At 66.9% G+C, this 26,831-nt stretch carries 28 protein-coding genes; 19 read left to right on the top strand and 9 right to left on the bottom strand.

Going from position 1 to position 26,831, the window contains the following annotated elements; translation table 11 throughout:
• Positions 1–163: 163 nt before the first annotated feature.
• The 8 genes from DVK03_RS11540 (at position 164) to DVK03_RS11505 (ending at position 6,040) form a co-directional block, all read left to right on the top strand.
• On the top strand, positions 164–379 hold the full coding sequence (locus DVK03_RS11540; RefSeq protein ID WP_004042215.1) for a DUF3311 domain-containing protein: 216 nt from the start codon (positions 164–166) through the stop codon (positions 377–379).
• Positions 379–1,878, top strand: a complete 1,500-nt coding sequence (locus DVK03_RS11535; protein ID WP_004062631.1) for a sodium:solute symporter — start codon at positions 379–381, stop codon at positions 1,876–1,878. The genes DVK03_RS11540 and DVK03_RS11535 overlap by 1 nt, the downstream gene beginning before the upstream one ends.
• Positions 1,879–1,947: 69 nt before the next feature.
• Complete coding sequence (locus DVK03_RS11530; RefSeq protein ID WP_004042217.1) at positions 1,948–2,232, top strand: amphi-Trp domain-containing protein; 285 nt, start codon at positions 1,948–1,950, stop codon at positions 2,230–2,232.
• A gap of 75 nt (positions 2,233–2,307) precedes the next feature.
• Positions 2,308–2,805 (top strand): GNAT family N-acetyltransferase, encoded by a 498-nt coding sequence (locus tag DVK03_RS11525; RefSeq protein WP_008605889.1) that lies wholly within the window; start codon positions 2,308–2,310, stop codon positions 2,803–2,805.
• A gap of 136 nt (positions 2,806–2,941) precedes the next feature.
• The gene (locus DVK03_RS11520) at positions 2,942–3,739 is read left to right on the top strand and encodes a YqcI/YcgG family protein (RefSeq protein ID WP_115802995.1); all 798 of its coding nucleotides are present in this window, start codon (positions 2,942–2,944) and stop codon (positions 3,737–3,739) included.
• Between the two features lie 28 nt (positions 3,740–3,767).
• Entirely contained in the window at positions 3,768–4,334 is a 567-nt protein-coding gene (locus tag DVK03_RS11515) for a cysteine hydrolase family protein (RefSeq protein WP_115802994.1), read from the top strand.
• 80 nt (positions 4,335–4,414) lie between these two features.
• Positions 4,415–4,798, top strand: coding sequence for a hypothetical protein (locus tag DVK03_RS11510; protein WP_115802993.1), 384 nt, complete (start codon positions 4,415–4,417; stop codon positions 4,796–4,798).
• Positions 4,799–4,912: 114 nt separating this feature from the next.
• Positions 4,913–6,040 (top strand): putative sulfate/molybdate transporter, encoded by a 1,128-nt coding sequence (locus DVK03_RS11505; protein WP_115802992.1) that lies wholly within the window; start codon positions 4,913–4,915, stop codon positions 6,038–6,040.
• Positions 6,041–6,310: 270 nt separating this feature from the next.
• Here the strand turns inward: DVK03_RS11505 and DVK03_RS19700 are convergent, their stop codons facing one another.
• Positions 6,311–7,378, bottom strand: a complete 1,068-nt coding sequence (locus DVK03_RS19700) for a hypothetical protein (RefSeq protein WP_147301740.1) — start codon at positions 7,376–7,378, stop codon at positions 6,311–6,313.
• Between the two features lie 155 nt (positions 7,379–7,533).
• On the opposite strand from DVK03_RS19700, the gene DVK03_RS11500 reads away from it, so the two are divergent.
• Positions 7,534–8,460, top strand: coding sequence for a DUF6293 family protein (locus tag DVK03_RS11500; RefSeq protein ID WP_004042223.1), 927 nt, complete (start codon positions 7,534–7,536; stop codon positions 8,458–8,460).
• A gap of 42 nt (positions 8,461–8,502) precedes the next feature.
• Here the strand turns inward: DVK03_RS11500 and DVK03_RS11495 are convergent, their stop codons facing one another.
• Together DVK03_RS11495 and DVK03_RS11490 are read right to left on the bottom strand one after the other, a co-directional pair.
• Positions 8,503–9,558 carry a hypothetical protein gene (locus DVK03_RS11495; protein ID WP_115802991.1) on the bottom strand — a complete coding sequence of 352 codons (1,056 nt, stop codon included), beginning with the start codon at positions 9,556–9,558 and terminating at the stop codon, positions 8,503–8,505.
• Between the two features lie 43 nt (positions 9,559–9,601).
• On the bottom strand, positions 9,602–10,342 hold the full coding sequence (locus tag DVK03_RS11490; protein ID WP_115802990.1) for a DUF1405 domain-containing protein: 741 nt from the start codon (positions 10,340–10,342) through the stop codon (positions 9,602–9,604).
• A 149-nt stretch (positions 10,343–10,491) separates the two neighbouring features.
• On the opposite strand from DVK03_RS11490, the gene pdxS reads away from it, so the two are divergent.
• The gene (gene pdxS, locus DVK03_RS11485) at positions 10,492–11,400 is read left to right on the top strand and encodes a pyridoxal 5'-phosphate synthase lyase subunit PdxS (protein ID WP_004042226.1); all 909 of its coding nucleotides are present in this window, start codon (positions 10,492–10,494) and stop codon (positions 11,398–11,400) included.
• A gap of 91 nt (positions 11,401–11,491) precedes the next feature.
• Here pdxS and DVK03_RS11480 read toward each other — a convergent pair whose 3' ends face one another.
• The 3 genes from DVK03_RS11480 to DVK03_RS11470 form a co-directional block, all read right to left on the bottom strand.
• Positions 11,492–11,995 (bottom strand): universal stress protein, encoded by a 504-nt coding sequence (locus DVK03_RS11480; RefSeq protein ID WP_004042227.1) that lies wholly within the window; start codon positions 11,993–11,995, stop codon positions 11,492–11,494.
• 133 nt (positions 11,996–12,128) lie between these two features.
• A complete protein-coding gene (locus DVK03_RS11475) occupies positions 12,129–13,010 on the bottom strand; it encodes a homoserine kinase (protein WP_004062622.1) in 882 nt (293 codons plus the stop codon).
• A gap of 57 nt (positions 13,011–13,067) precedes the next feature.
• The gene (locus DVK03_RS11470; protein ID WP_115802989.1) at positions 13,068–14,888 is read right to left on the bottom strand and encodes a histidine kinase N-terminal 7TM domain-containing protein; all 1,821 of its coding nucleotides are present in this window, start codon (positions 14,886–14,888) and stop codon (positions 13,068–13,070) included.
• Positions 14,889–14,984: 96 nt separating this feature from the next.
• Between DVK03_RS11470 and DVK03_RS11465 the strand changes: the two genes are divergently transcribed.
• The 3 genes from DVK03_RS11465 to DVK03_RS11455 all read left to right on the top strand — a co-directional run bounded on the left by DVK03_RS11465 (position 14,985) and on the right by DVK03_RS11455 (position 18,586).
• Positions 14,985–16,298: an NAD(P)/FAD-dependent oxidoreductase gene (locus tag DVK03_RS11465; RefSeq protein WP_115802988.1), complete on the top strand. Its 1,314-nt coding sequence runs from the start codon at positions 14,985–14,987 to the stop codon at positions 16,296–16,298.
• A gap of 147 nt (positions 16,299–16,445) precedes the next feature.
• Positions 16,446–17,105, top strand: a complete 660-nt coding sequence (locus DVK03_RS11460; protein WP_006601366.1) for a TetR/AcrR family transcriptional regulator — start codon at positions 16,446–16,448, stop codon at positions 17,103–17,105.
• Entirely contained in the window at positions 17,102–18,586 is a 1,485-nt protein-coding gene (locus DVK03_RS11455) for an MATE family efflux transporter (RefSeq protein ID WP_004062618.1), read from the top strand. Before DVK03_RS11460 ends, DVK03_RS11455 begins: the two co-directional genes overlap by 4 nt.
• Positions 18,587–18,613: 27 nt before the next feature.
• On the opposite strand, the gene DVK03_RS11450 is transcribed toward DVK03_RS11455, so the two are convergent.
• The gene (locus tag DVK03_RS11450) at positions 18,614–19,255 is read right to left on the bottom strand and encodes a DUF6149 family protein (RefSeq protein ID WP_199505989.1); all 642 of its coding nucleotides are present in this window, start codon (positions 19,253–19,255) and stop codon (positions 18,614–18,616) included.
• A gap of 123 nt (positions 19,256–19,378) precedes the next feature.
• On the opposite strand from DVK03_RS11450, the gene DVK03_RS11445 reads away from it, so the two are divergent.
• The 6 genes from DVK03_RS11445 (at position 19,379) to mptA (ending at position 24,120) form a co-directional block, all read left to right on the top strand.
• The gene (locus DVK03_RS11445; RefSeq protein ID WP_115802987.1) at positions 19,379–20,287 is read left to right on the top strand and encodes a winged helix-turn-helix domain-containing protein; all 909 of its coding nucleotides are present in this window, start codon (positions 19,379–19,381) and stop codon (positions 20,285–20,287) included.
• A gap of 88 nt (positions 20,288–20,375) precedes the next feature.
• On the top strand, positions 20,376–20,744 hold the full coding sequence (locus tag DVK03_RS11440) for a hypothetical protein (RefSeq protein WP_115802986.1): 369 nt from the start codon (positions 20,376–20,378) through the stop codon (positions 20,742–20,744).
• 125 nt (positions 20,745–20,869) lie between these two features.
• Positions 20,870–22,111, top strand: coding sequence for an NAD(P)/FAD-dependent oxidoreductase (locus DVK03_RS11435; protein ID WP_115802985.1), 1,242 nt, complete (start codon positions 20,870–20,872; stop codon positions 22,109–22,111).
• A 213-nt stretch (positions 22,112–22,324) separates the two neighbouring features.
• A complete protein-coding gene (locus tag DVK03_RS19695; RefSeq protein ID WP_144858646.1) occupies positions 22,325–22,564 on the top strand; it encodes a hypothetical protein in 240 nt (79 codons plus the stop codon).
• A gap of 152 nt (positions 22,565–22,716) precedes the next feature.
• Complete coding sequence (locus tag DVK03_RS11430) at positions 22,717–23,112, top strand: hypothetical protein (RefSeq protein ID WP_004042237.1); 396 nt, start codon at positions 22,717–22,719, stop codon at positions 23,110–23,112.
• Positions 23,113–23,193: 81 nt separating this feature from the next.
• Positions 23,194–24,120 carry a GTP cyclohydrolase MptA gene (gene mptA, locus DVK03_RS11425; protein WP_115802984.1) on the top strand — a complete coding sequence of 309 codons (927 nt, stop codon included), beginning with the start codon at positions 23,194–23,196 and terminating at the stop codon, positions 24,118–24,120.
• Between the two features lie 60 nt (positions 24,121–24,180).
• Here the strand turns inward: mptA and DVK03_RS11420 are convergent, their stop codons facing one another.
• The gene (locus DVK03_RS11420; RefSeq protein ID WP_004062611.1) at positions 24,181–24,984 is read right to left on the bottom strand and encodes a TrmB family transcriptional regulator; all 804 of its coding nucleotides are present in this window, start codon (positions 24,982–24,984) and stop codon (positions 24,181–24,183) included.
• A gap of 74 nt (positions 24,985–25,058) precedes the next feature.
• Entirely contained in the window at positions 25,059–26,717 is a 1,659-nt protein-coding gene (locus DVK03_RS11415) for a DUF255 domain-containing protein (RefSeq protein WP_115802983.1), read from the bottom strand.
• Positions 26,718–26,831: the final 114 nt, after the last annotated feature.

Here is a 26,831-nt window from a genome sequence, read left to right as displayed (position 1 = left end):
GCCGACCGACGGGACCGCCGCTCCGCCACCCGCGACGCGACCGCGACACGGGGAGAACACTGTCGTTCGACACCCGTTGTTGAAGAAAATAGTTCTTCAATCAGGGGCAACGTAGGTCGATAGAGTAAAATTTACGCATCATTATCGATTATCGTTCCTACGAATGACGCGAGTGCGCATCGACTACCGCTGGGTTGCCGTCTTCGCAATCCTCGTGACGTTCGCCGTTCCGTGGTTCCTCTGGGGCGACAGCCGGGTCTTCGCCGGTCTGCCGCTGTGGCTCTGGTGGCACATCGGCTGGATGGGGCTGACCGCCGTCGTCTTCCACCTGTTCACCCGGACGGCGTGGGACCGCGGCATCGTCGGGGAGGGTCGCTGATGGTCTCGGCGCTCGGTATCCAACTCGGCGTCGTCGGCGCGTACCTCGTGGTCGCGCTCGCGGTCGGCCTGCTCGCCTACCGCCTGACCAGCCGCGACGCGGAGGACTACTACCTCGCCGGTCGCTCCATCGGGACCGTCGTCCTCCTGTTCACCACGTTTGCGACGCTCCTCTCTGCGTTCACGTTCTTCGGCGGCCCCGACCTCGCCTACCGGGCCGGCCCCGAGTGGATTCTCGTGATGGGTGTCATGGACGGCGTGCTGTTCGCCATCCTCTGGTACGTCGTCGGCTACAAGCAGTGGCTCGTCGGCCGCGCCCACGGCTACGTCACCCTCGGCGAGATGCTCGGCGACCGCTTCGGCTCGACCCGCCTGCGCGCCGTCGTCGCCGGCATCAGCCTGTTTTGGCTGTTCCCGTACGTGATGCTCCAGCAGATGGGCGCGGGCGAGGCCATCGTCGGGCTGACGAACGGGATGGTTCCCTACTGGGCCGGCGCGGCCGGCATCACCGTGTTCATGATTGCCTACGTCGTCATCGCGGGCCTCCGCGGGGTCGCGTGGACCGACACCCTCCAAGGGCTGTTCATGCTCGGCGTCGTCTGGATTGCGGTCGGCTGGGTCGCCGCCGCGGCCGGCGGCCCCACGGCGCTGTCGAACGCCCTCGCGACCAACAAACCCGAGTTCCTCGCGCTCGGCGGCGGCCTCTACTCGCCGCAGTACATCATCGCGTCGGCCGTCACCATCGCCTTCGGCGTGGCGATGTTCCCGCAGATAAACCAGCGCTTCTTCGTCGCCAAGTCGGGCGCGGTCCTCAAGCGCTCGTTCGCGCTGTGGCCCGTCCTCGTCGTCCTGCTGTTCGTCCCCGCGTTCATCCTCGGTACGTGGGCCGCCGGCCTCGGCGTCGCCGTCCCCGAGGGCGCGAACGTCCTTCCGGTGCTCCTCAACGAGTACACGCCGGTGTGGTTCGCCGCGCTCGTCGTCGCCGGCGCGATGGCCGCGATGATGTCCTCGTCGGACTCGATGCTTCTCTCGGGGTCGTCGTACTTCACCCGCGACCTCTACCGGCCGTTCGTCAACCCCGACGCGAGCGACGCCCGCGAGGCGTGGCTGGCCCGCATCGGCGTCGCCCTGTTCGCCACGCTCACGTTCGTCGCCAGCCTGTTCCGGCCCGGCACGCTCGTCTCCGTCGGCGACACCGCGTTCGGCGGGTTCGCCCAGATGGCCCTGCCGGTCATCGTCGCGCTCTACTGGGCGAAGACGACGCGGACGGGCATGTTCGCCGGCATCCTCGGCTCGCAGGCGTTCTACCTCGCGCACGTGTTCGTCCCCGCGGTCGAAGTCGGCTCCGTGACGCTGTTCGGCGCGACCTACCTCACGTGGGACTACGCCCTCTGGGGGATGGCGCTGTCGGCGCTTCTGACCGTCGGCGTCTCCGCGATGACCGCCGCCGCGCCCGAGGAAAACCAGTCCCGGTTCACCGACGGCCTCCGGGCCGACTGACGCCGGGTCGCGCCGGTCCGCTCTGCTCCGCAACGAACCTTATCTGCCTGCGCGAGTAACCTCCACTCCATGCCCGAAGAAGTGCTGTTCGAGTCCGAGAACCGACAGGCCCGCGCCGAAATCGCGTCGTACCTCCGCACCGTCGCAGACAAACTCGACGCGGGCGAGCCGATTACGCTGAAAGCCGGCGACCAGACCGTCACGATGGAGCCGCCCGCATCACCGACGTTCGAGGTGAAAGCCGAGCGCGAGGGCCCCGCCGGCGGCCCCTACGAACTGAGCATCGAGTTCGAACTGGAGTGGGACGAGGGCGCTGACGACGGTGCCGACGCGGGCGGCCTCGAAATCGAGTGAGGCGGCCGACACTCGCCGCCGGCGACCGCCGAATACAGTTACTCTTTTGACACCGCCGCGAGTCGTCGGTGACTCATGGGAATTCGACCGCTTCAGGCCGACGAGGTGGACGCGCTGGTAGACGACCTGTGGCTCCCGTTCGCCGCGGAGATGGGCGAGGTCGACGACTACGACGCGCTGGCCGAGGACGTCGATGCCCGCGCCGAGGCGCTCGACTACCGGGGCGAGCAGGTGGACGCCGAGGGCGTTCAGACGTTCGTCGCCGTCGCGGACGCGGGTGCGGAAGCTGACGCCATCGACGACCTCCGCGGCTACGTCACCGTCGCCGCGTCCGAGTCGCCGCCGGTGTTCGCCCGCGGGCCGGTCGCCAAGGTGAAAGACCTCTACGTCGCGCCCGCGGCGCGGGGCGAGGGCGTCGGCACGGAACTCCTCGAACGAGCCCACGAGTGGGGCCGCGACCGCGGCTGCGAGCGCGCCGCGCTGAGCGTCCACGCCGACAACGACGCCGCCCGGTCGTGTTACGAGTCGATGGGGTACGAGACGCGCTATCTGAAACTCGACCGCCCGCTGTGAAACTCGACCGCCTACTCTGAAGCTGGGGCCGACGGCGACTCCGACTGCCGAATCGGGTGTCGTCGCCCGCCGCTTCGAGGGTCGTGTTCGCCCCGCGAACCCGAACTCTCAAAGCCGCTGAATCCAATTGACGCGCATGAACGAGTCGGGTCACCAAGTGCTCGTGGAGCAGGACGTGCTCCGCCGCCGCCTCGACGACGGCGACCTCCCCGACTGGGCGAGAAAGCACTACGAGACGTTCCGCGAGACGATGCTCGGCGACCGCGACGGCGCGCCGTTCCCGTGTTACTTCGGCATCGAGTCGGAGCGAAACGGCGACGCCCTCTACACGTTCGTCGATTCGATGACCGACAAGGACGCGCTGTTGGCGCTCCGCGACACCCTCCTCGAATACCTCGACGTGTACCCGGACTACTCCGAGGCGTGCTCGCTCGTCACGTTCTTCAAGCCGCCGGCGGCGGACCTCACCGAGGCCGACTACCACGAACGCCTCTGGCACATCCTCCAGTTCCTCCACGTCAACGACCCGGAGCCGTGGCCCGCAGACATCCCGACCGACCCCGACGACCCGACGTGGGAGTTCTCCTTCGGCGGCGAACCCATGTTCCCGACGACCCGCGCGCCGTTCTACGACGAGCGCATCAGTCGCTACTGCCCGTGGGGCCTCGAAATCACCTTCCAGCCGCGGGCGCTGTTCGACGGCATCACCGCCGACACCGAGGCCGGCCAGCAGGCCCGCGCGGTCATCCAGAACCGCATCGAGGAGTACGACGGCGTCTGCCCCCACGCCGACCTCGGTGACTGGGGCGTCGAGGGCGACCGCGAGTGGCCGCAGTACATGTTCTCCGCCGACGAGTCGCAAGCGCCCGACGAGTGCCCGATTCGCATCACCCGCGAACACCCGAAGGTGCCGACGGCCCCGGCGGACGACTGATGTCGGGGTCCGATTCGAAGGGTGAGCGATGACCGCCGCCGACCTCCCGGCCGCCGCCGTGCTCGTCTGCATCGACATGCAGGTCGGCTTCGACGACCCCGCGTGGGGCGACCGCAACAACCCCGAGATGGAGGCGCGCGTCGCCGACCTGCTCGCGGCGTGGCGCGCGGCCGACCGCCCCGTCGTCCACGTCCGCCACGACTCCGCCGAGCCCGACTCGCCGCTCCGAAGTGACGGGGAAGGCTTCGCGTGGAAGCCCGAGGCCGAACCCGTCGACGGCGAACCGGTGTTCACGAAGCGCGTCAACAGCGGCTTCATCGGGACCGACCTCGAAGCGTGGCTCCGCGAGCGCGACCACTCGACGCTCGTCGTCTGCGGCCTCACGACCGACCACTGCGTCTCGACGACGACGCGGATGGCCGAGAACCTCGGCTTCGACGTGTACCTCCCCGCGGACGCGACCGCGACGTTCGACCGCGAGGGCCACGACGGCGAGCGCTTTTCGGCCGACGAGATGCACCGAACCGCGCTGGCACATCTGAACCGGGAGTTCGCGACAGTCGTCGAGTCGGCCGACCTGTCGACGACGCGGTGAGCGGTCGGCGGGCTGCCGTCGCCGCCGGGCGGCCGCTGGGTTGTAGCTAGTTTTACATCTCCGCGTCGAGACCGGCGCACATGGACCGTCGATTTCTCGCCGTCGTCGGGGTGTTCGACCTCCTTATCGCGGGCGGCCTCGCGTTTCTCGGGCCGCCCGCCCACCCGATTTCGTTCGCCCGGTTCGCGCTGTTCACCGCCGCCGGCGTGCTGTTGGTCGTCGCCGGCGTCCGCGAGTCGGTCGGCCTCGGGTCGACGACGCTCCGGTGGCACGTCGTCGCGGGCGCGGGCTACGTCTGCTTCGGGCTGGCCGTGCTCGCAAACGGCCTCTCGTCCGTCCTCGACGCCCGCGGCGACCCGTATTTCGGCGGGCTGTTCGCGCTCCTGCTCGCCCCCGTGATGCTGTTCATGGGCGTCGATTACCTCCGCGGCGGCGTCCACTTCGACCTCTCGACGTTCGAATGAGCGCGGGGTTCGACCGCGGATGCGCGTAACCTAATCCGGTTTCTCTGACCGACCGTCGTTCCGTCTCTCGATTACGCAAATGCATTTGCCCGTCGACGCGGAATCCCCATCTCGATGGGCGTTTCCTTCCCGTACGGCGACGAGCTCGCGGTGGACTTCGAGTGGCACGAGTTCACCGGCGCGGTGGGTGATTCGGTTACGGTCCTCCCTATCGTCGTCGCCGTCGCCCGCCTGACGGACCTCTCGCTGGCGGTCGTGCTCGTTTGGTTCGGCGTGTTTCAGGTCGTCTGGGGGCTGTACTACGCGGCCCCGCTGTCGGTCGAACCGATGAAGGCGCTGGCCGCGCTCGTCCTCGCGGAGACGGTCACGACCGGCGAAGCGCTCCTCGCCGGGTTCGGCCTCGGCGTCGTCCTCCTCGCTATCGGCCGGACGCGCTCGCTCGGCCGCGTGAGTCGCTACATCGGCGCGCCGGTCGTCCGCGGCGTCCAGTTCGGCGTCGCGCTCGTCCTCCTCTCGACGGGTCTCGAACTCGGCGCGGGCGACCTCCCGCTCGCCGGCCTCGCGGTCGCCGTCGCCGCCGTCGCCCTCCTCACCAGACGCTCGAACGTGAGCGCCCTCGCGGTCCTCGCGGTCGGCGGCGCGGTCGCTTTTTCCGACGTGGGCCACCTGTCGCTCGCCGTTCCGCCGGTCCGGGACGCCGGTCTGTTCTCGCTCGGGAACCTCTCGTTCGCCGTCGTTGAGGCCGCGGTCGCCCAGTTGGCGATGACCGTCGGCAACGCCGCGCTCGCCACGTCGGTCCTGCTCGCGGACTACTTCGACCGCGACGTCTCCGCCGACGAACTCGCCACCAGCATGGGGGCGATGAACCTTCTTGCGGTCCCTCTCGGCGGCTTTCCGATGTGCCACGGCAGCGGCGGCGTCGCCGGCAAGTACGCCTTCGGCGCGCGGACCGCCGGCGCGAACGTGATTCTCGGCGTCGGCTACGTCGTCGTCGCCCTGTTCGCCGCGGACGTGGTCGCCGCCTACCCGGTCGCCATGCTCGGCGTCATCCTGGCGATTATCGGCCTGCAACTGGCGCGGACGAGTCTGACCAGTCTGTCCCGCGCGGACGGCTACCCCCTCGTGGTCGCCATCGGCGTCGTCGGCGTCGCGGTGAATCTGGGCGTCGCATTTGTTGTAGGGATCGTGGTGTGGTTCGCGTGGGAACGATGGGGTAATTCGGGTTGGCTGAAGAGATTGTGAGGAGGAGAGTGGTTCTGGGTTATAACAAACAGATTAGCACATCGCATTCGGCTACTGAGTGCCGAGAAGTCTGTGGTGATCGGTAATTCGACCTACACCGGGGCTTCTTTGAGAATTCACGTGTCGAATAGAAACTCTCCGTCCCGACAGCAAAATGTTTTTCAACCTCCAGATTCTACGTTCACGTACGTCTTCGAGAGAAGACAAATTCTTAGGGTCTCCCACAGGAGACTCATTTGCTATCGTTATAGTGTAGCCTATAATTAGTGGTTATAGCACCAATTCTGATGGTATCTCGTCTAGAAAATGGTTGATAGCTGATTCTGCATCCAGTGTTGTAATTGAATACCGTGTGTTCAAGCGCTTATAATCAGCGTACATCTCTGTATTCCCATCTACACAAACAAGTATATCCTCACCTGAGAAATGGTGCCGGTCATTATTTTCTTCAAAGAATTTCACTGACCCTCCCTTTATCTGAGCATACATACAAGCATGGTGAAACATATCAAGTGAGGTGATGCGGTCTTTTGGAACGTCTCCACGGGCTATGTATACTGTTGGGTCAGGCAAATTAAGATCTGTTCGGATTCCGTCTGTCACGTGGGGAACTAGTCGTTCGAGATCTTCGCCATCGTATACTGAATCTGTAACGACGTAACCTGGAGTCTCGTCTTTGATATACTCTTCAATCTCATCTTTCCTAAGTGGGTAGACCTCTTGTTTTAGCAGCCCTGTAACCAAATCGGCCATCGATAGCACAGGATACGTTTGGTCACCCTGGGGAACGATAAGAAAATTATCTGACCATTCGCCAAGTTCTTGATAGGCACGACAAATCTGTCCCGAGAAATAGTCCGTCATTACGTTGTAATGCGTTCCATCTCCTCCTTGATATCGTTCTAAGTACTTCCAAATTGAGACTATATCGTAGTACTGAAATAAAATATCCTTAACGAAATCATATGATGTCATTCTACGAAACTCATCTTCCTCATCGCTATACAGTTTGATCCATCTGGGTTTTAGGTATGTTTCTGTCACATAGATGGTGTCCAGAACGTCAATGGACAGGAGTTCAAATACAATATCCTTCCTTGCTTCCTCGGTCTGCCAAGTGGGCACATGGCGTGAGATGTCCTTACTCTTGAGAATGGGATGGGGGAGTTTAATGTCATACTTTTCAATCTTCTCTTCCATTATCTCGAAATATCTCTCGTTGAATTTTTGATGGTCTTCAACCGCAATTGCAACAGATACCACATTTACTCCGTGTGGATGCTGCTTGTGGAACTCATTTTTTGTGGCGTCTGCTGCAATTATGCCATCACTTGTCATTATTAGTTCTTTGAACACATTCGGTAAATATCTCACCCCCCAAAGCCGGTGATGAAACTTCATGAGTCTATACTGAACGACGAACTTCTGTGTCGGAGAACGTGAACAATACACCACTTGAAGAGATTAATAAACGTCCCCACGGAGTATAGCGTATGCAGACGCACATCGTTCCCGTCGGGTTCGACTACGACCGACTCATCGCGCCGCTCATCCGCGATCAGTTGGACGTGGACCGCGTCATCCTCCTCGAAGGGGCCGTCGGGAGCGAGGCGAACGTCGAGTACTCGCGGAACCTCTCGGGAAAGCTCGAAAAGGACTTCGAGAACCTCCTCGGCGCGGAGACCGAACGCGTCATCGTCGACGACGTGTACGACTACGACGCGGCGTTCGAGCAGGCGTACGACCTCATCAACGCCGAACTCGACGCCGACGACGAACTCCGCGGCGACGACGACGAACCCGGCGAGGTGTGGGTCAACGTGAGCGCGATGCCCCGGCCGGTCTCCTTCGCCTTCGCCACCGCCGCCCACTCCATCATGGTCGAGCGACAGGCCGACCGCGAGCGCATCCACACCTACTACACAGCCCCCGAGAAGTACCTCGAAACCGAACTCGCAGAGGAGTTGCGGACCGAGCGCGCCCTTCTCCAGGACCTCCTCGACTCCGGCGAAATCGACGCCGACCGCATCCGCGAGCGCCTCGACGCCACCTCCGACCTGCTGTCGGAGTTCGACGAGCGCGGGACGACCATCGGCGCGAAGCAGATAGACGGCCGCCACATCGTCGAACTCCCGGTGGCCTCCTTCTCCAACGTCAAGCCGTTCGAGGAGGTCATCCTGTTCAAACTCGGTGAGCACGGCGAGTTCGGGTCGGTCTCCGAACTCGCGGAGGCGCTCGCCCGCGAGATGAACGAGGAGTACACCGACTCCTTCCGGTCGAAGGTCATCTACAACGTCGACCGCCTCGGCCCCGGCGGCAAGGGCTACATCGAACAGGAAGAACGCGGGAAGTCCTACCGGACGCGCCTCTCCCGCATCGGTGAACTGTGGGTCCGCGCCCACGCCGACAGCGACGAGTAGGCGGCGGGCGGTCGTCGTTTTTTCTCCGACCGAGTCGCGGCGTCAGAACTCCAGGCCGGACGGGTCAGCCGACGGCACGAGCGGGCTCGTCGGCAGGTCCGCCGGCGGGTCGGGGAGGTTGTACTCGCGGGGGGCCACGTCGTTCGGGCCGTCGGGATAGAACACCGACGCGAGCAGTTGGATGTGGTCGCGCCCCGCGTCGAGTTCGAACTGGCCGCCGCCGTACAGCGACATCCCGCGCTCGTCGGCGTACTCGATGGTGTCGAACAGCGACTCGACCGTGCCGAACCGCGAGGGTTTGATGTTCAGCCACGACGGCTCGAAGGGGAGGCGCTCGACGGATTCGACGCCGGTAATCGGGGCGTCCCACGAGACGCGACCCTCGCGGCCGTCGAACAGCGGGCGCGTCTCGTCGGTGAACGCCGGGTCCTCGACGACGGCGTCCGGGAACCCCGACAGGATGCGCTCGTACAGTTCCGGGTCGGGGGCTTGGTCCACGTCGGTCCCCTCGTAGTAGCCTTTGAGGTCGAGGATGCGGACGCCGTCGCGGGCGGCGAGCGACGCCACAAGCTCATCGTCCCAGTCAGTTGTCGGGTCGAGTTTGAACTCGCAGTCGGGGTCGCGGTCGAGGAGCAGTTCGACGCGGTCGGCCGACGGCGGGTTCCCGAGACGGGTGCTGACGACGAACCGGAGCGGGTCGCGCTCGCGGGAGACGGCGGACGCGAGGTCGGTGTCGGCCTGCCGGAGCGCGAGGTCGAGGCCGGCGGATTCGAGCGCCCAGCGCCGGTAGTGTTCGGCCGTCTCGCGCTCGGGGGCTTTCGTCGGAAACAGGTCCACGCCGTCGAGCGCCGCGGAGAAGGCGGCGAAGGAATCGTAGCTCCCGGCAAGGTCGAAAGCGTCTTCGGGGGCGTCAGCGAGAGCGTCGTGGTCCTCGGCGTCGTACGTCACGTCCTCGCCGCGGCCGACCGCGCCGTCGCCGGCGAGCGAGAACACCGTCGTCTTGCGGAGAAAGCCGCTCGACGTGTCGCTCTCGAAGCGGTCGCGGGAGACGGACTCGACGGTCACCGGCAGGTCGGCCACGCGGTCGAAGAGGCTCATGGCGTGTCGGTTGGGCGGGGCGAGGCAAAAGGCTACGTCCGATTCAATCCACGACGCCCCGTTCGAGCTTTGCGACACGCGTCGCGAGCGCGAGGAACGTCGCCGCGACGGTCAGGAGGACCGCGCCCGCCGCGGCGTACTCGTGGGCGGGCGAGACGTGCTGGACGACGCCGTCGACGACCGGCTCGGCCGGGATGAGGGTGTGGTGCGGCGTGCCCACGATGGGAACGAAGTAGTCCACGAGGTCGTTGAGGGCGTACCAGCCGACCGCGACGAGGACGGCGAGAGACGGGAACTCGGCGTACCGCTGGATGAGGAAGGCCTCGACGACCATGGCGAGGTGGCTCCAGAAGAGGAAGTTGTACATCGCCCAGTGGAGGTACGAGAAGTCGCTTTTGAAGGCGAGGAGGACGTACGGCGTCCACAGCCCGAGTTTGAGACAGCCGAAGAAGGCGAGGGCGTTGACGTACTCGTTCGAGCGCCCGAGTTTCCAGAGCGCGAGCGACAGCGCGATAAACAGCGTGGCGACCGGGCTGTCGGGGACGAGCGGCCACATCGCGGTCGGTTCGATGCCGAACTGGTAGCCGTAGTACCAGAAGCCGAAGGCGGTCCCGACGAGGTTGATGACGACCACGAGCCACGCGATGTTGAGGCCGAAGTTCTCCAACCACTCCGGCAGAGGCGCGAGCCACCGCGGGAGGTCGGTTCCCGCCGGGAGGCCGTCGTCCTGAAAGAGCTGGCGGGGGTCATCGAGCAGTCGGCGCAGTCGGGTCGCCGCGTCCATACCCACGCCGAAGCGGGGGGACGAAAAAGTGATGCCGGTCTCGGTGACTGCGGCCGGTGTCGTCGACCGCGAAACACGACCTGTGCGGAATGCGAACGGTTGGCGTGTGGAAGCGACCGCTTAAGTGAACCCGGTCGCAAGCGACGGATATGCCAGAGGAGACCGACCTAGAGGAGCTTCGGCGCGGGACCGAACTCGTCAAGCGCGGGTTCGCCCAGATGCAGAAGGGCGGCGTCATCATGGACGTCGTGAACGCAGAGCAAGCGAAAATCGCGGAGGAAGCCGGCGCGGTCGCCGTCATGGCGCTCGAAGCCGTCCCGGCCGACATCCGCAAGCGCGGCGGGGTCTCCCGGATGGCCGACCCCGAGACGGTCACGGAGATTATCGACGCCGTCTCCATCCCGGTGATGGGGAAGGCCCGCATCGGCCACCACACCGAGGCGCAGATTCTCGAATCCATCGGCGTGGACATGATAGACGAGAGCGAGGTGCTCACCCCGGCGGACAACGACTACCACATCGACAAGCGCGAGTTCACCTCGCCGTTCGTCTGCGGCGCGCGCAACCTCCCCGAGGCGCTCCGCCGCATCAACGAGGGCGCGGCGATGATTCGCACCAAGGGCGAGGCCGGCACGGGCGACGTGAACCAGGCCGTCACCCACCAGCGCACCATCAAACACCAGATTCGCAGCCTGACCGGCCTCAACTTCGACGAGCGCGAGAAGTGGGCCCGCGAGCACGAAGCGCCCGCCGAACTCGTCCACGAGACGGCGGAGATGGGACGCCTGCCGGTCGTCAACTTCGCGGCCGGCGGCATCGCCACGCCCGCGGACGCCGCGCTCATGATGTACCACGAGTGCGACGGCATCTTCGTGGGCTCCGGTATCTTCGGCGCGGAGGACCCAGAACGGATGGGCGAGGCCATCGTCGAGGCCGTCAACAACTGGGACGACCCGGACACGCTCGCCGACATCGCCGCCGGCATCGGCAAGGGCATGAAGGGCGAGGCGAACGTCGGCATGGCCGACGAGGACAAACTTCAGGGCCGCGGCGTCTAACGCGGCGGTATCCGGCGGCCGCCGACTGACTCACCGTCTCGGTTTTCGATTCCTTCCGGTTCCGCTTTTCTTCGGTCTCGGCGCTCCGCTCTCAGGCGAGGAGTCCCGACTTCCCCTTTTCGTTCCCCTTCGCGTCGTCGGACGACGCCTCGCCGAGGAGGACGGTGACCGGGCCGTCGAAGTTGAGCATGACCGACTGCGTCATGTCTCGGGAGATTAGCTTTCCGGCGGGCGAGCGGCGGCGACCGGCGATAAAGAGGTGGTCACAGCCTTCCCAGCGAGCCGTCTCTAAGATGGTGTCGGCCTCGGGGCCGATGTCCGCGACGATGCGGTAGTCGAGGTCCAGCCCCTCGAACGCCTCGCGGGCGACGCGCTTGGCGCGGCGGGTGGCCGACTCGATGGCCTGGTCGATGCCGTACACCACGTCCGAGGAGCCGACGCTGGCGAGCGCCGAGCGGGTTCGCTCGAACTCCTCGTCCGGGAGAACCGTGAGGACGACGAGTTCCGCGCCGCTGCCGGCGGCGAGTTCGCCCGCCTCGCGGAGGATTCGCTGCGACCGTTCTTCGGGGGAGACGACGACGAGTGCTCGTTCCATGATTCGAATATATCGTGATAATGAGAAAAGTCTTCTCGGAATCGTGTTACCACCGGCCGCGACAACGCGTTACAGTGACTCAGGCGCGAGAAAAGGCGAGATACGAGTGTGCGAGTGGTTCTCTCTGTACCACTCAGGATTCGAATACTTCGGCCCCGCGACCGACCCGCGTCTTGTAGGCGCGGGCGGCCACGTCGGCCTCGTCGAACGCTTCGAGCATCGCGCCGGCGACGCGGGTGCGGTCGGCGGCTTGGCAGACGCCGAGGACCGACGGGCCGGCACCGGAGACGGTGACGCCGGTCGCGCCCGCAGCGAGGGCGGCCTCGCGGACGTCGTGGTAGCCGTTGATGAGTTCCGCCCGCGCGGGCGTGACGACGCGGTCGTCCATCCCCGCGCCGACGAGGTCGGCGTCGCGGCGGCACATCCCGACCGCGAGGGTCGCCGCCCGGCCGACCGTGTGGACCATGTCCTCGATGCTGGCGTCGCTCGGGACGACGCGGCGGGCGTCGCGGGTCGAGACGGCGATTTCGGGGAGGCAGGCGACGAGCGGGATGTCGGCGTCGACGGTCGTGACGCCCTCGTCGGTCGCGACGGTGAACCCGCCGAGGAGCGCGGGCGCGACGTTGTCGGCGTGGGCCTCGCCGGAGACGACCGCTTCGCCCTCGGCGGCGACGGGGACGAGTTCCTCCCGGGAGAGGCCGCGGTCGTACAGTTCGTTCAGCGCGACCGCGGCGGCGGCCGAGCTCGCCGCCGACGACCCGAGGCCGGACGACGGGCGGACGCCCTTGTCGATGCGGATGCGCGCGGGGGCGTCGAGCGCCTCCGCGACCGCACCGACGACGTTCCGGTCGGGGTCGGTCGGGATGTACTGGCTGCCGACGCCGGTCACTTCGATTGTCGTCCGGTCCGCCCGTTCGACGTGCACGATGTCGGCGGGGCGGTCGAGAGCCACGCCGAAAACATCGAACCCACTTCCGAGGTTGGCGCTCGTGGCGGGTGCGCGGACCGTAACCATGCCCCGCTGTTGCCTTATCGCAGATAAAAATGTGGCGAACGTCGCAACGGTCCCGGTTCAGTCGCTCGTCGGCTGCTCCGCGTTCACCGACTCCGGTTCGGTCTCGACGCCGGTGAACTCGAACCGCGCGCCGCCGGCGTCCGACTCGGTGAGTTCGACCGACCAGCCGTGGGCGTCCGCGACCGTCTTGACGATGGGCAGGCCGAAGCCCGTCCCGTTTTCGTGGGTCGTGTACCCCCGCTCGAACACGTCGGCGCGCTCCGCCTCGGAGATGCCGGAGCCGTCGTCTTCGACGGTGAAGCCGCCGTCGACTCCCGCGACGACGACGGTGAGCGAGCCGCCGTCGGAGCCGTGCTCGACGGCGTCACCAGACGCAGTCAGGTTGCCCGTGGAACCATGTTCGACGGCGTCGTCGGGAGTATCCCGACTGCCCGTCGAGCCGTGCTCGACGGCGTTCCGAAACAGGTTTTCGAGCAGTTGTCGGAGGCGGCCGCGGTCGGCCGCGATAGTCCGGTCGACCCGAACGTCGAGGGTCGCGTCGCCGACGACCGTGCCGTCCCACGCCTCCTGTGCGACGGTTCGGAGGGCGACCGGCGTCACGTCCGTGAGCGTCTCGCCCTGCCGCGCCAGCGTGAGGAGGTCCTCGATGATGGTCTCCATCCGGTCGTGGGCGTTCTCGATTCGCTCGAAGTACTCCGCGTCGCCGGTCTCGGCCGCCAGTTCGAGATAGCCGCGGGCGACGGTGAGCGGGTTCCGAAGGTCGTGGGAGACGACCGACGCGAACTCGTCGAGCCGCTCGTTTTGGCGTTCGAGCCGTCGCTCGCGTTCGACCCGTTCGGTCACGTCGCGGACGAGCACGAGCGACCCCGACATGTCGGACTCGTCGCCCAGCGGCGTCGTCTCGACGAGGAGGGCGCGCTCGCCGTCCTCCGTCGTGAGGGTCGCCTCCGCCTCCGACCCAGCGGTCGGGACGCCGCCCAACGCGTCGACCAGTTCCGTGGGGAGGACGCGCGCGACGGACTGCCCGTAGGCGTCCGAGAGGGGGAGCGAGAGGAACCGCTCGCCCGCGGGGTTGACGTCGATGACGCGCCCGTCGCCGTCGAGGACGAGCGCGGCGTCGTGCATCGACTCGACGGCCGATTCCCACGCGACGGGGACGAGCGTGAACAGCCGGTGGTGGAAGACGCTCCACGCGACGGCGGCCGAGGTGACGGAGAAGGCCAACACGGGGAGGTCGAGACCGGGGACCGGACTCAGTCCGGCGACGCAGACGACGCCGCCGACGGCTGGGACCAGACCGCCGCCGAGGAGCGCGAGCGTCTGCTCCCGGTAGATGCCGTCGGCCCGCAGGAGCGTCCGGCCGAGGACGCCGCACCCGAGCAGGATGAGCGCGTAGGCGTAGGCGATGAAGCCGTCGAACGCGACGCCGTGTTCGTTGACGAGGACGGCGTAGCCGTGGTCGGCGTCGACCCAGAGGTCGGTCCAGATGAGCCCGTGCCACGGGTTCGTCACCACGAGCGCGACGACGGCGACCGGCACGGACCCGAGTGCGACCCACGCGGCCCGCGAGTTCAGTTTCACGCCGGCGTGGCGCAACACGTACGCGAACCACAGGAGAGGCAGCGGCGCGATGCCGACGTAGCCGAGCTGGTTCAACAGCACCTTCGTCGAGAAGTCGGTCACGGAGAGTTCGAGCGCGTACGTCCCCATCCAGAGGCCGGACGCGACCAACAGGAGCGCGCCGAGGGTCGCGCCGGGCACGAGGCGGCGCTCCGTCCGGCGGCGGAAGAGGAAGGCGGCGAGGACGACAAAGAGGAGCGCACCGATTCCGATGGGAATCGTGTACGGCGTCGTTTGCCAGTACGGAGCGCCGTGCATGCCCCGCTTTCTATCGACAGGGGTTAAAACTCCCACCGTCGGCGCCGGAACCGGCCAATCAGAAAGGACTTTCCACCCCACGCCGAACCTCGGGGCATGATAGGCATCGTCGGCGGCGGCATCGCGGGCCTCGCCGCGGCGTACCGACTCCAGAACCGGGGTCACGACGTTCGAGTCTTCGAGGCGGCCGACTCCCTCGGCGGCCTCGCAGCGACCTACGAGACGAACGGCGACGACATCGAGAAGTTCTACCACCACCTCTCGAAGTCCGAAGAAACCATCGTCGAACTCGCCGCGGAACTCGGCCTCGAAGACGACTTGGAGTGGCGCATCGGCAAGAACGCCTACTACGTCGACGGCGTCGTCCACCCGCTGGACACCGCGTGGCAAATCGCCGCGTACCCCCACATGAGCCTCTACGACAAGTTCCGCCTCGGCATGCTCACCCTCGGCGTCGACGTGCGCGGGGGTATCCCCGACTTCGACGCCTACGAGGAACTCGCGGAGTACGAACACACCCCAATCGAGGAGTTCGTCGTCGAGCACACGACCCGCGGCGTCTACGACAACTTCGTCGACCCGCTTCTCGACGGCAAGTTCGGTGAGCGCAAACGCGACGTGTCGGCGTCGTGGTTCCTCGGGCGCGTGCGCTTCCGCGGCGAGCGCGACCTGCTGCGCGGCGAGAAACTCGGCTACTTCGACGGCGGCTTCGCGCCCTTCATCGACGCGCTGGTCGAGGCGGTCGGCCGCGAGCACATCGAGACCGGCGCGCGCGTGACCGAACTCGACACCGACGGCGAGGCGGTCTCGACGCTGACCGTCGAGACGGACGACGGGACCGAGACCCACGAGGTCGAGTCGGTCGTCGTGGCGACGATGCCGAACGTGCTCGAAGACCTCACGGGTTTCCCCTGCGACATCGACTTCCAAGGGGCGGTCTGCGGGCTGGCGACCATGTCGGAGTCGCTGATGGACACCTACTGGCTCAACATCGCCCACGACGCGCCGTTCGGGTCGCTCATCGAGCACACGAACTTCGTGCCGAAAGAGCGCTACGGCGGCGACCACCTGCTGTACGTCGCCAGTTACGTGCAGGGACCGCACGAAGAGCTCTGGCAGATGAGCGACGAGGAGGTCGAAGACGCGTGGTTCGACGAAATCGAGGAGATGTTCCCCGACTTCGACCGGTCGGCGGTCGAGGAGTTCAAAATCGCTCGTAACCCCCGCGCCGGCCCGGTGTACGAACGCGGCTATCTCGACCTCGTGGTCCCGTACGACCTCGGCGACGACGTGGCCGAGGGCGTCTACTACGCGGGGATGGCGTCGGAGGCGCAGTACCCCGAGCGGTCGCTGAACGGCGGTATCGTGGCCGGCTACGAGGTCGCGGACCGCATCGACCGCAGCCAGTAGCCGTCACAGCGCCGCTTTCGAAGCCGTTTCAGCGCGGTTCGTCGTCGTGGCGTGCAACGGTCTCTCGTGCCGCTTAGTCGCACGCTTACCGGCAATCGGTTTCCCGTTCGCAACTGCTTTTTAAGCTGCTGACTGACTAGTCAGTTAGTGAGTGCAGACGAGACGCCGGACCAGTCGGTCCCCGACGAGGTCCACGAGGAACTGATGGCCGCGACCTACCGGGCGCTGTGCGCCCACGGCTACGCGGACCTGACGATGCAACGAATCGCAGACGAGGCCGGAAAGAGCAAGTCCCTCCTCCACTACCACTACGGAACGAAACAGGAACTGCTCGTCGCCTTTCTCGACTACCTGTTCGACCGCTTCGAGGCGCGGGTCGCCGCGACGGAGGGCGACGCCCCCGAGACGCGGCTCCGGGTCCTCCTCGACAAGATGGTCCCGGACGGCGACTACGACGGCGACTACGACCGCTTCGGACTGGCCCTCAACGAACTGCGGACGCAGGCCCCCTACGTCGAGACCTACCGCGAGCGGGTCGCCCGCAACGAGGCGGTCATCCGCCGCCGCCTCGCCGACATCATCCGCGAGGGCGTCGAGAAGGGGGATTTCCGCGAGGTCGACGCCGACCGAACGGCGTCGCTCCTCTTCGCCGCGCTCGACGGCGCGCGCCTCCAGCGCGTCGCCGTGACCGACCCCTCGGGAACCGAGACGGCGAGTCAGTCCGCCTTCGACGCGCCGACCGAGGTCCGCGCCGCGCTCGACGAGTTCGTCGTCGAGAACCTCGTTCGCGAGGGAGGTGACGAATGAGCGCGAAGGCCAAGGACGTCAACCTCGTCGACGGCGACCTCGTCAAGCCGATGTTGGTGCTGTCGCTCCCGCTCGTCTTCTCGCAGATTATGCAGGTCGCGTACAACCTCGCCGACACCTTCTGGGTCGGGCGCGTCGGCTCCGAGGCCGTCTCGGCGCTGTCGTTTTCGTGGCCGCTCGTCTTCCTCATGATTTCGTTCGGCGGCGGGTTCACCGTCGCCGGGACGGTCCTCGTCGCCCAGAACAAGGGCGCGGGCAACCACGACGAAGTCGACCACGCCGCCGGCCAGACCCTCGGGTTCGTCATCCTGCTTTCGGCCGGGTTCGCGGTCATCGGCTATCTGTTGACGCCGATACTGCTCCCGCTCATCGGGACGACGCCCGGCACCGAAGTCCACCAGTTGGCGGTCGAGTACACGCGCACCATCTTCCTCGGCGTCGCGTTCATGTTCGGCTTCTTCATCTTCCAGGCGCTGCTCCGCGGGTGGGGCGACACCAAGACGCCGATGTACCTGATGGGGCTCGGCGTCGTCATCAACGTCTTTCTCGACCCGTTTCTCATCCTCGGGTTCAACGCGAACCCGATATTCGGCCTCCTCGGGCTCGAAAGCCTCGGACAGTCGCTGTTCGCCGCGACCGGCTTCACCGGCTTCGGCGTGCAGGGCGCGGCCATCGCCACGGTGTTCTCCCGCGGCGTCGGCGCGCTCGTCGGCTTCTGGCTCCTGCTGTCGGGCCGGGTCGGCATCAGCCTCTCGCCGCGCGACCTGATTCCGGAGCGCGAGATGGTCGAGCGCATCGTCCGCATCGGCGCGCCGTCGAGCATCGAACAGTCGACCCGCGCGCTCGGCGTGACCGCCCTCACGGCGCTCGTCGCCTACGCCGCGGTCAACGCCGGCGGAGCCAGCACCGAGACCGCGGTCGCCGCGTTCGGTATCGGCAACCGCCTCAACTCGCTGGTGTTCCTGCCGGCAATCGGCCTCGCGCAGGGGACCTCGACGGTCGTCGGCCAGAACCTCGGCGCTGACCAGGCCGAGCGCGCCGAACACGCCGTGTTCTGGGGCGTCGGCATCATCGTCACCGCGCTGGTGTTCGTCTCCGCCGCCGCCTACCTGTTCGCCGAACCCATCGTCGCGGTGTTCATCCCCGGCGAGCCGGCGGTCATCGCCATCGGCGTGGACTACCTGCGAATCATCGGCCCGACGTTCCTGTTCCTCGGGGCGTTCAACGTCGTCAACGGCGGGTTCCGCGGCAGCGGCTCGACCCGGACGGCGATGGTGTTCTCGCTCATCTCGCTGTGGGTGCTTCGCATCCCCGCGGCGTTCGTCCTCGTGGAGTTCTTCTCGATGGGCCCGACCGGCATCTGGTACGGCATCGCCTTCTCGAACGTCGGGGTGGCGCTGCTCGCCTTCGCGTGGTTCACCCGCGGCACGTGGAAAAACAGCGTCGTCGACGTCGGCCCCGCCGTGCCGACCGACGACTAAGCGAGAAACGACTCCGCGCGGTCCCTTTTAAGCGGTCTTCTCGTCGGTGCGGTCGACGTCCTGCATCCCCGGCGCGGCCGACACGTCCACGTCCTCGGGCTCGTCGGCCCCGCCGACTCCGACCTCGCCCGAGTCGTCTTCGACGTACACGTCGTCGGCGAAGCCGCCCTCAGCGTGGGGGTGGTCGGGGTCGTCGAGTTTGTCCAGCGTCGCGGGCGCGTCGGGGATATCGATGGTGCGGAACTCGCCGAGCGGCTCCGCGATGTCGATGCCGTGGCGCTCGAAGAACTCCTTGTAGCGCTCGTAGTGGGCCTCGATTTCGTCGACCGGAATCTCCATCATCTCGGTCCAGCCGTGGTTGTAGAAGTCGAAGTTGGCCTGCACGTGGGTTATCTCGCGGGCCTCGGCCTCGGGGAAGCCGACGTCGAGCGCCGCGAGGTAGGTGTCGAAGGTGCACTCGAAGAACGCCGCCATGTGGTCCTCGCGCTCGTCTCGGCGGTCGGGGTCCGCGCGCTCGCTGAAGATGCGAACGTGGAGGTCCACCATCTTCTCGGTGGCGATGTCGCCGATGACCGGCATGGTGAGCGCCTTTTTCGTCGCGAAGTGGCGGATATTCTGGCGAATCTTCATTTCGTCGTTCGCTTCGGGTCGAATACACGTAAAGACCACGTCTCCGGGGACGACGACGCGCGTTCGCCCCGAGCGAGACGGACCGACCCCGTCGCGGCCCGCGAAGCTCCCGAACGAGATTTGACGAGGTGATTTAATGCGACTCGCCCGAATGAGGGGGGTATGAGCGACTCCGCATCCGTCCGCGAGGACTCGGTCCTCGACTGCGACGACTGCATCTCGCCGGCCGAAGCGTTCGGCATCGTCGCCGACGAGACTCGACTCACCATCCTCGAAGCGCTCTGGGAGTCACCCGACCGCCCCATCCCCTTCTCCGAGCTCCGCCGACGGGTCGGCGTCGACGACAGCGCACGGTTCAACTACCACCTCGGAAAGCTCCGCGGTCAGTTCGTCCGCAAGACCGACGAGGGCTACGACTTCCGCCACGCCGGCGAGAAGGTCGTCCGCGCCGTGCTCGCGGGGACGTTCAACGAGGACCCCGTCCTCCCCGCCTTTCCGGCCCCCGGCTCCTGTGTCGCCTGCGGCGGCTCGCTCGAAGCCGACTACGGCGACGAGAAACTCACCATCTCCTGTGCCGACTGCGCTCGGGTCCACGCCCACGAGGAGTTCCCGCCCGGCGGTCTCGAAGGCCGCTCGTCGGAGGCGCTCCTGTCGGCGTTCGACCAGCGCGTGCGACACCTCCACTGCCTCGCCGCCGACGGCGTCTGCCCCGAGTGCGGCGGGACGACGAGCACCGCGCTGTCCCGCGACGCCGACCCGTTCGACCTCGAGGTAGTCGTCACTCACCGCTGCGCCCAGTGCGCCTACGAGGCCGTCTCGCCCGTGGGACTGGTGCTCCTCGACGAGTCGACGGTCCTCGGCTTCCTCTCCTCGCGGGGCGAAGACGTGTGCGGGACGCCGTTCTGGCGGTTCCCGTGGGTCGTCGGAGACGAGGCGCTCACCGTCGTCTCCGAGGAGCCGTGGCGCATCCGCGTCCGCATCGACGCGGACGACGAGCATCTCGTCGTCGAACTCGACGGCGACCTGTCGGTCGTCGACTCCGCGGTCGAACCTATCGAGCGAATTTCATAAGCTCGCTACGGTAAACCCGCTTACAGAAATGTAATTCAGATTACTATTTTGGTGTCGACGGTCGTCTCTCCACACGAGGAGAACGACCATGTTCGACGATACTCATCTCGGCCGCGACGACGTGCGAGCGACGCTCCCGCAGCGGTTCAGGACGCTTTCGGAGACCGCTCTCGCCGCGGTCGCGGCGGTCGTCGGCGTCTTCGCGGCCACTGCCGTCGCGACGCTCGTCGCCCCGCTCGTAGCCGGTCTCGGTCTCGTGGCGCTGTTCTTGGGCTGGCCGCTCGGCCTCGCGGTCGGCATCGCCGTCGTTCGCGGGGCCGTCGGTGTCGTCGCTGCCAGCGGCGTTCCCGGCCGCGTTCGCGGCCTCGCCCGCGACGCACTCGCTCGCGGCGACGACGACGCGGCGTCGGGACCGTCGGAGTGCCCCGCTGCCGCCGACGGCGGCTTCACCGAGTGACTCGGTGAGCCGCAGCAACGCCCGCGATTCGGCTCCCGTCTCGCCATCTCGCCCCGAGTTCCGCCTGCAAAACAATCATGAGGGAGATAGCAATCCACATTAACCCCGAATACAAACGTCGGGTCATGAGCCAATCGTACGTGATCGTCGGCGACGGTATCGCCGGGGCCTCAGCGGCTGAGACACTCCGCGAAGAGGAACCCGACGCCGACATCACTATCATCACGGACGAGGGCGAACCGCTGTACAACCGCATTCTCATCAAGGAATTCGCCAAGGGCAAACTGCCCGAGGCCCCCATCTCCATCCACGACGAGTCGTGGTACGACGACCGCGACGTGGACCTCGAACTCGACACGCTCGTCACGGACATCGACCCCGAGGGCCACACCGTCACCGCCCACGACGGCACCGAGTACGACTACGACAAACTCCTCCTCGCCGTCGGCGGCACGCCGACCCAGCTCCCCGTCGAGAACTCCGACGCGGAGGGCATCCACCACTTCTGGACGTTCCAGGACGCCCGGGACATCAAAGAGCACATCGAGGGCGCGGACAACTCCGTCGTCATCGGTGCGGGCCTGCTCGGCATCGACCTCGCGGCCATCACGGCCGCCCAAGAGGTCGAGGGCAAGTACCTCATGCGCGGCAAGGCGTGGTGGCGCTACGCCCTCTCCGAGGAGGGCGCGGAAATCATCCACGAGGCGCTCCGCGAGCGCAACGTCGAACCCGTCTTCGACTCCGGCGTCGACCACTTCGAGGTCGACGAGAACGACCGCGTCACGACCGCCGTCGACCCCAACGGCGACCGCTACGACGCCGACTTCGTCGGCATCGCCATCGGCCTGAACTTCAACACGGAGATTCTCGGCGGCACCGACATCGAGTACGACAACGGCATCTACACGGACGAGTTCATGCGGACGAACCACGATGACATCTTCGCGGCCGGTGACATCACCGAGTTCCACGACCTCATCCTCGGTGACCGCGCCCAGAACGGCGCGTGGGGCTCCGCCAAGGAACAGGGGACCATCGCGGCCAAGAACATGGTCGACTACGGCTCCGAGGAGTTCCGCTGGGTCTCGTCGTACTCCATCACTCACTTCGACTTCCCGTTCCTCTCGTTCGGCCACCCGACGCTCGGCGACGACCACGTCGAGGCCAAGTACTCCGACACCGAGTGGCGGCGGCTCGCCATCAAGGACGGCAAAATCGTCGGCGGCGTCCTCATCGGCGACCTCTCGCCGCAGACGAAGTACAAGAAGCTCATGCGCGAACAGGTCGACGTGAGCGGCCAAAAGGAAATCCTCGTGAAACAGGACTTCCAACTCGACGACCTCGAAGGCGCGGCGGCCGAACAGTAACTCGGGACCCGTTCCCGCTGTTTTCACCCGGCCAGCCGCGTCTGCGCGTGTCCGCCGGTCCGGGCTCGCGCGCCGCCCGCGGCTCGCGGTTCGCTCGCTCCCGTTTTGGCTCTCTTTCGTCCGGCGCACTCACCGTCCCGTCTCGTCTCGTCCCTCGTCGTCCGACGCCCCAACGGCCAAACATTTATCTCTGTCTGTGTAGTGTGTTACCACATGTCATCTAAAGACGGACAGCCGCCGTCTTCTCCAGACGCCACCGCACCGCCGACCGTCGCACCCGTCTCTGACGTACCGCCCGGCGTGCGCGTCCATCACTTCGACGAGCTGAGCGAGCGGACCCAGCGCGCGCTCGCGACCGCGACCCCCGCCGGCACGCTCGACATCGACACGACCACCTCGCGGCTCTCGCGGGGCGATATCGTGGTGTTCACCGACTACGTTCGCGTCAAGTAAGTTCTCTGCGCCGCCCCGTTGCTCGCGTTCGCCGCCCGTCCCGGTCGCCGCCGAGCCGGCGGTCCCCCGCTCGCGGACGGCCGGGACCGAAGTCGTTTTCCACGCGTCGCCGCCTATCGCCGGGTATGGCAACAGGTGGCGGCCAAGGAACGATGACGCTCGCGTTCGAACTCTCCGCGCTCAAACAGCTCGGCGACCCGAACGCGGCGTTTTCGGACGCGCGAACGTGGACGAAGTACATCGGCGTGGTGAGCGAGAAGCCGACCTACGTCGTGACGAACTTCACCCGGAAAGAGCGCATCCGGCAGGACTTCTTCTCCGGACCGCGCGGCGTCGAGGAGAGCCTCGAAAACGTGATGCGCCAGTTCGACACCGACCGGCACGTCTTCATCGGCACGTCCGACGAGGACCGCGCGGTGGCCGAAGAAACCGGCTGGGAGTACCTCCCGGTCGAGGACGCCGCCGAGGCCGCCGAGTGGGTGCTCGCCGGCGACGACGACGCCCCCGCCGACCCCTTCGAGGCCGAGGGGCGCGACGACTGGCCCTAGTCGGAACACAGCGGCGCGTTCGCCCGCGATTCCGTTCCCCTATCGAAAGCACTAATCAGCAACGGCACTTTTTACTCCTCGATGAGTCACCAGTTGCCTGACGTACAGGCCTCCCAGCCGGACGTGACCGTCGGGCTGAGCCAGGTCGGCGTCACGGGCGTCGAGAAGCTCGTCAAGATCGCCCGCGACGGGAAGCGACCCCTCGTCTTGATGGCGGAGTTCGAAGTGTTCGTCGACCTCCCCGGCGGCCGCAAGGGCATCGACATGAGCCGAAATATGCAGGTCATCGACGAGGTCCTCGAAGCCGCCGTCTCCGAGCCGGCCTACCGCGTCGAGGACATGTGCGGCGACGCCGCCGAGCGCCTCCTCGCCAAACACGAGTACACGACGACCGCCGAGGTCAGCATGACCGCCGAACTCGTCGTCCGCGAGGACACCCCCGCAAGCGGCCTCTCCACCCAGAGCACCGCCGAAATCATCGCCAGCGCCACCGCGACCGACGAGGGCACTCGCGAGGAAATCGGCGCGGAAGTGGTCGGCATGACCGTCTGTCCCTGCTCGCAGGGCATGTCCGCCTCCCGCGCCCGCGACGTGTTGCAGGATCTCGCCGTCGACGACGACACCATCGAGGAGTTCCTCGACAAGGTCCCCCAGCCGGGTCACTCCCAGCGCGGCCACGCCACGCTCACCGTCGAAACAGAGGGTTCGCCGGAGGTCGACCTCATGGACCTCATCGACATCGCCCGCGACTCGATGTCGGCGCGCATCTACAACCTCGCCAAGCGCCCCGACGAGGACCACATGACCTACCACGCCCACGCCAACGCGAAGTTCGTCGAGGACTGCGTCCGCTCGATGGCCGAGCTGTCCCTCGAGGCGCTCGACCACCTCGGGGACGACGCGGTGGTCCACATGAAACAGTCGAACGACGAGTCGATTCACCAGCACAACGCCCACGCCGAGCGCGAGGTGACGCTGGGACAGCTCCGCGACGAACTCGACGCCTGAACGCCCTCGACGCCCGAGACGCTCGTTTTTCGAACCTCGATTCTGTACCGCCGCGAACCGCTACAACGGGAGCGGTGCCGCTTCCTCCCAGCGCGGGTCGAACGTCGCTCGGAGGTCGGCGGCGAACTCGGGGTCTTTCAGGTCTATCATGGCGAACGCCTGTCCGGGGTTGAGGGGGTTCGGCACCTCGATACAGACCTCCACGTCGTCGATGAGGTTGAACACGCCCGTGACGTTCTCCGCGGTGCGCGCGCGGAAGTTCGACCTGCTCGACAGCCGGTCCATGTAGCTCTGGCCGACGCTCTCGGGCAGGCTGTCGACGAGCCCCGGCGACATGAGCATCGACACGTCGACCCCGCGGTCGAGCGCCGCCTCCAGTTCGTCCACGACGAGGTCGCCGACGGCGTCGAGGTCGAACTGCGGCGAGGGCGTCCCGGCGACCATCACGAGCGAGTCGTCGGCCGCCGCGAGTCGCTCCACGAGCAGGTCGATGGTCTCGTCAGCGCCGACCGCGGCCGTCCAGAACTGGTCGTGAACCGGCTCGGCGGCGTCGAGTTCGTCGGTCAGCTCGGCGACGACGTTCTCGTACTGCTCGGCCTTCTCGGCCAGCTCTTGGCGCTTCGATTCGAGTAGGCGGTCGAGCGCCGTGTCGGGCTCGACGGCGACGTACTTCTTCGGCCGGCTGGCCGCCTGACTCCGGATGAGGTGGTACTGTTCGAGGCTGTTCAGCACGTCGTAGACGCGGCCCATCGGCACGTCGCTGGCGCGGGATAACTCCTTGGCCGTCGTCGCGCCCGTCCGCAGGAGGGCGCGATAGGCTCGGGCCTCGTACTCGGACAGCCCGAGGTCTCGCAAACTGGTCATGCACCGTCCGTCTCGTTTCTCCCTGATAAACAAACCGGATGTTTACACCCGTCTGCGGTTGCCGCGGGTCGCGGTCAGGCGTCGGGCGTCACCGTGGAGACCGCCTCCATCAACTCCTCGGGAGTGGTTGCCTCCACCGCCGTCTCGCCGGCGCTGACGCGCGCGGTCCCCGCCGGGAGACCGTCGGCATCGGCATCCGGAACCACGAGCGCCTCGTGGTCCGCGACGCGGAGCGCCGCCCGGTGGAGGTCGGAGCCGACGCCGTCGTTGAGTTCGACGAGAAGCGGGTCGCGGAGCAGCCGCGCCGCCGCGGTTCCGTAGGCGGCGACCTGCACGCCGATGCGGTCCCACGCGCCAGCGAACGCGGCGATGGTCTCCTGTGCGACCTCGCGGTAGCGCTCGTCGCCGGTGAGCGCCGCGAGGTCGACGAGCGCGTTCGCCATCTCCACGTTCCCGTCGAGCGGGCGCAGCGGCGACGACAGGAGCGCCTCGCCGCTCGCGGGGCCGTCGAGGAACGAGCCCTCGTCGAACAGTTCGTCGATGGCGGCGTCGGCAACCTCGGCGGCGAAGTCCAGAAGCGGGTCGCCCGCCACCGTTTCGTCGCCGAGCACCTGCCGGGCGCGGCAGGCCGCGGCGACCACGCGCGCCTGGTCTTCGAGCAGGAGGTCCTCGCCCGCGTCGCCGCCGGACCGGAAGTGCGTCACGACGCCGTCGTCGACGAGGTCCTCTGCGACCCGCGAGAGCGCGCGCGAACCGAACTCGCGGGCCCGCTCGTCGTCGGTGAGCCCCGCCAGCACCAACAGCGCGTCCGCGGCGAGGGCGTTGCCGCCGGCGTACACCGTGAGGTCGGTTCGCGGGCCGGGCGCGTTGTCGCGGCCCTCCTTCCCGAGGAGGTAGTAGTCCGTCCCCGCCGCGGGGCCCATGCTCCCGGCGAAGCCGGTCCCGGTCCACAGCGAGTCGACGAGGAAGTCGGCGGTCCCCGACGCGGGGTCGAGGTAGGCGTCCTCGCCGGTGTAGCGGTAGCCGTTGGCGAACGCCCGCAGGAGCGCGGCGTTCGATTCGAGCGTCTTCTCGCGGTTCGGCTTCGACCACGCGGCGTCGTCGGCGTAGCGGAAGAAGCCGCCCTCGACGGGGTCGTACAGCCCGTCGCGAATCGCGTCGAGGGACCGGAGCGCCCGGCTTCGGTCGCGCTTCAGCGCGAACTCGACGGTCCGCGGGAGCGGGAACTTCGCGGCGTCGCCCCAGCCGCCGTGGGCCTCGTCGAAGGCGACTTCCAACTGGCCGGCGAGGTGCGATTCGATCTGCGGCGACACCTCGCCCGCGGGCGGGAGGTCGCCCCTGAGCGCCCGCGGGAGGCGGCCGGCCTCTGCGCCCTTCTTGTCCCACACCTCGCGTACGCGGTCGATAACCTGCCGCATGCCGTCGGGGCCGATGAACGTCGCGCCCGTGATGGGGTGGCCGTCGGGCGCGAGGAAGACGGTCGAGGGGAAGCCGCCCATGTTGTACCGCTCGCGGATGCGCGGTTGGCGGTCCACGTTCACCCGAATCGGGACGAAGCCGTCGTTGAGGTTCGCCGCGATGCGCGGTTCGGCGTACGTCTCGGCGTCCATCTCGTGACAGTCCTCGCACCACGTCGCCGACAGCGAAAGCAAGATTGGCTTGTCCGCCGCTCGCGCCTCGGCGAACGCGTCGGGACCCCACTCTCGCCATTCGACGCGCGTCTCGTCGGTCATGTCCACCCATCCGCGGTGGACGCGGGTAAGCGCTTCGAGCCCTCGTGGCACGACCGGTCGCCGTCCGCGGGTCGCGCGAACCCCTCGACGACCGTCGCGGACCGATTCGAGAAC

Origin of the sequence: Haloferax sp. Atlit-109R, from assembly GCF_003665865.1 — an archaeon.
Classification (GTDB): Archaea; Halobacteriota; Halobacteria; order Halobacteriales; family Haloferacaceae; genus Haloferax; species Haloferax volcanii.
This window is presented reverse-complemented; position numbering and strand designations above follow the sequence as displayed.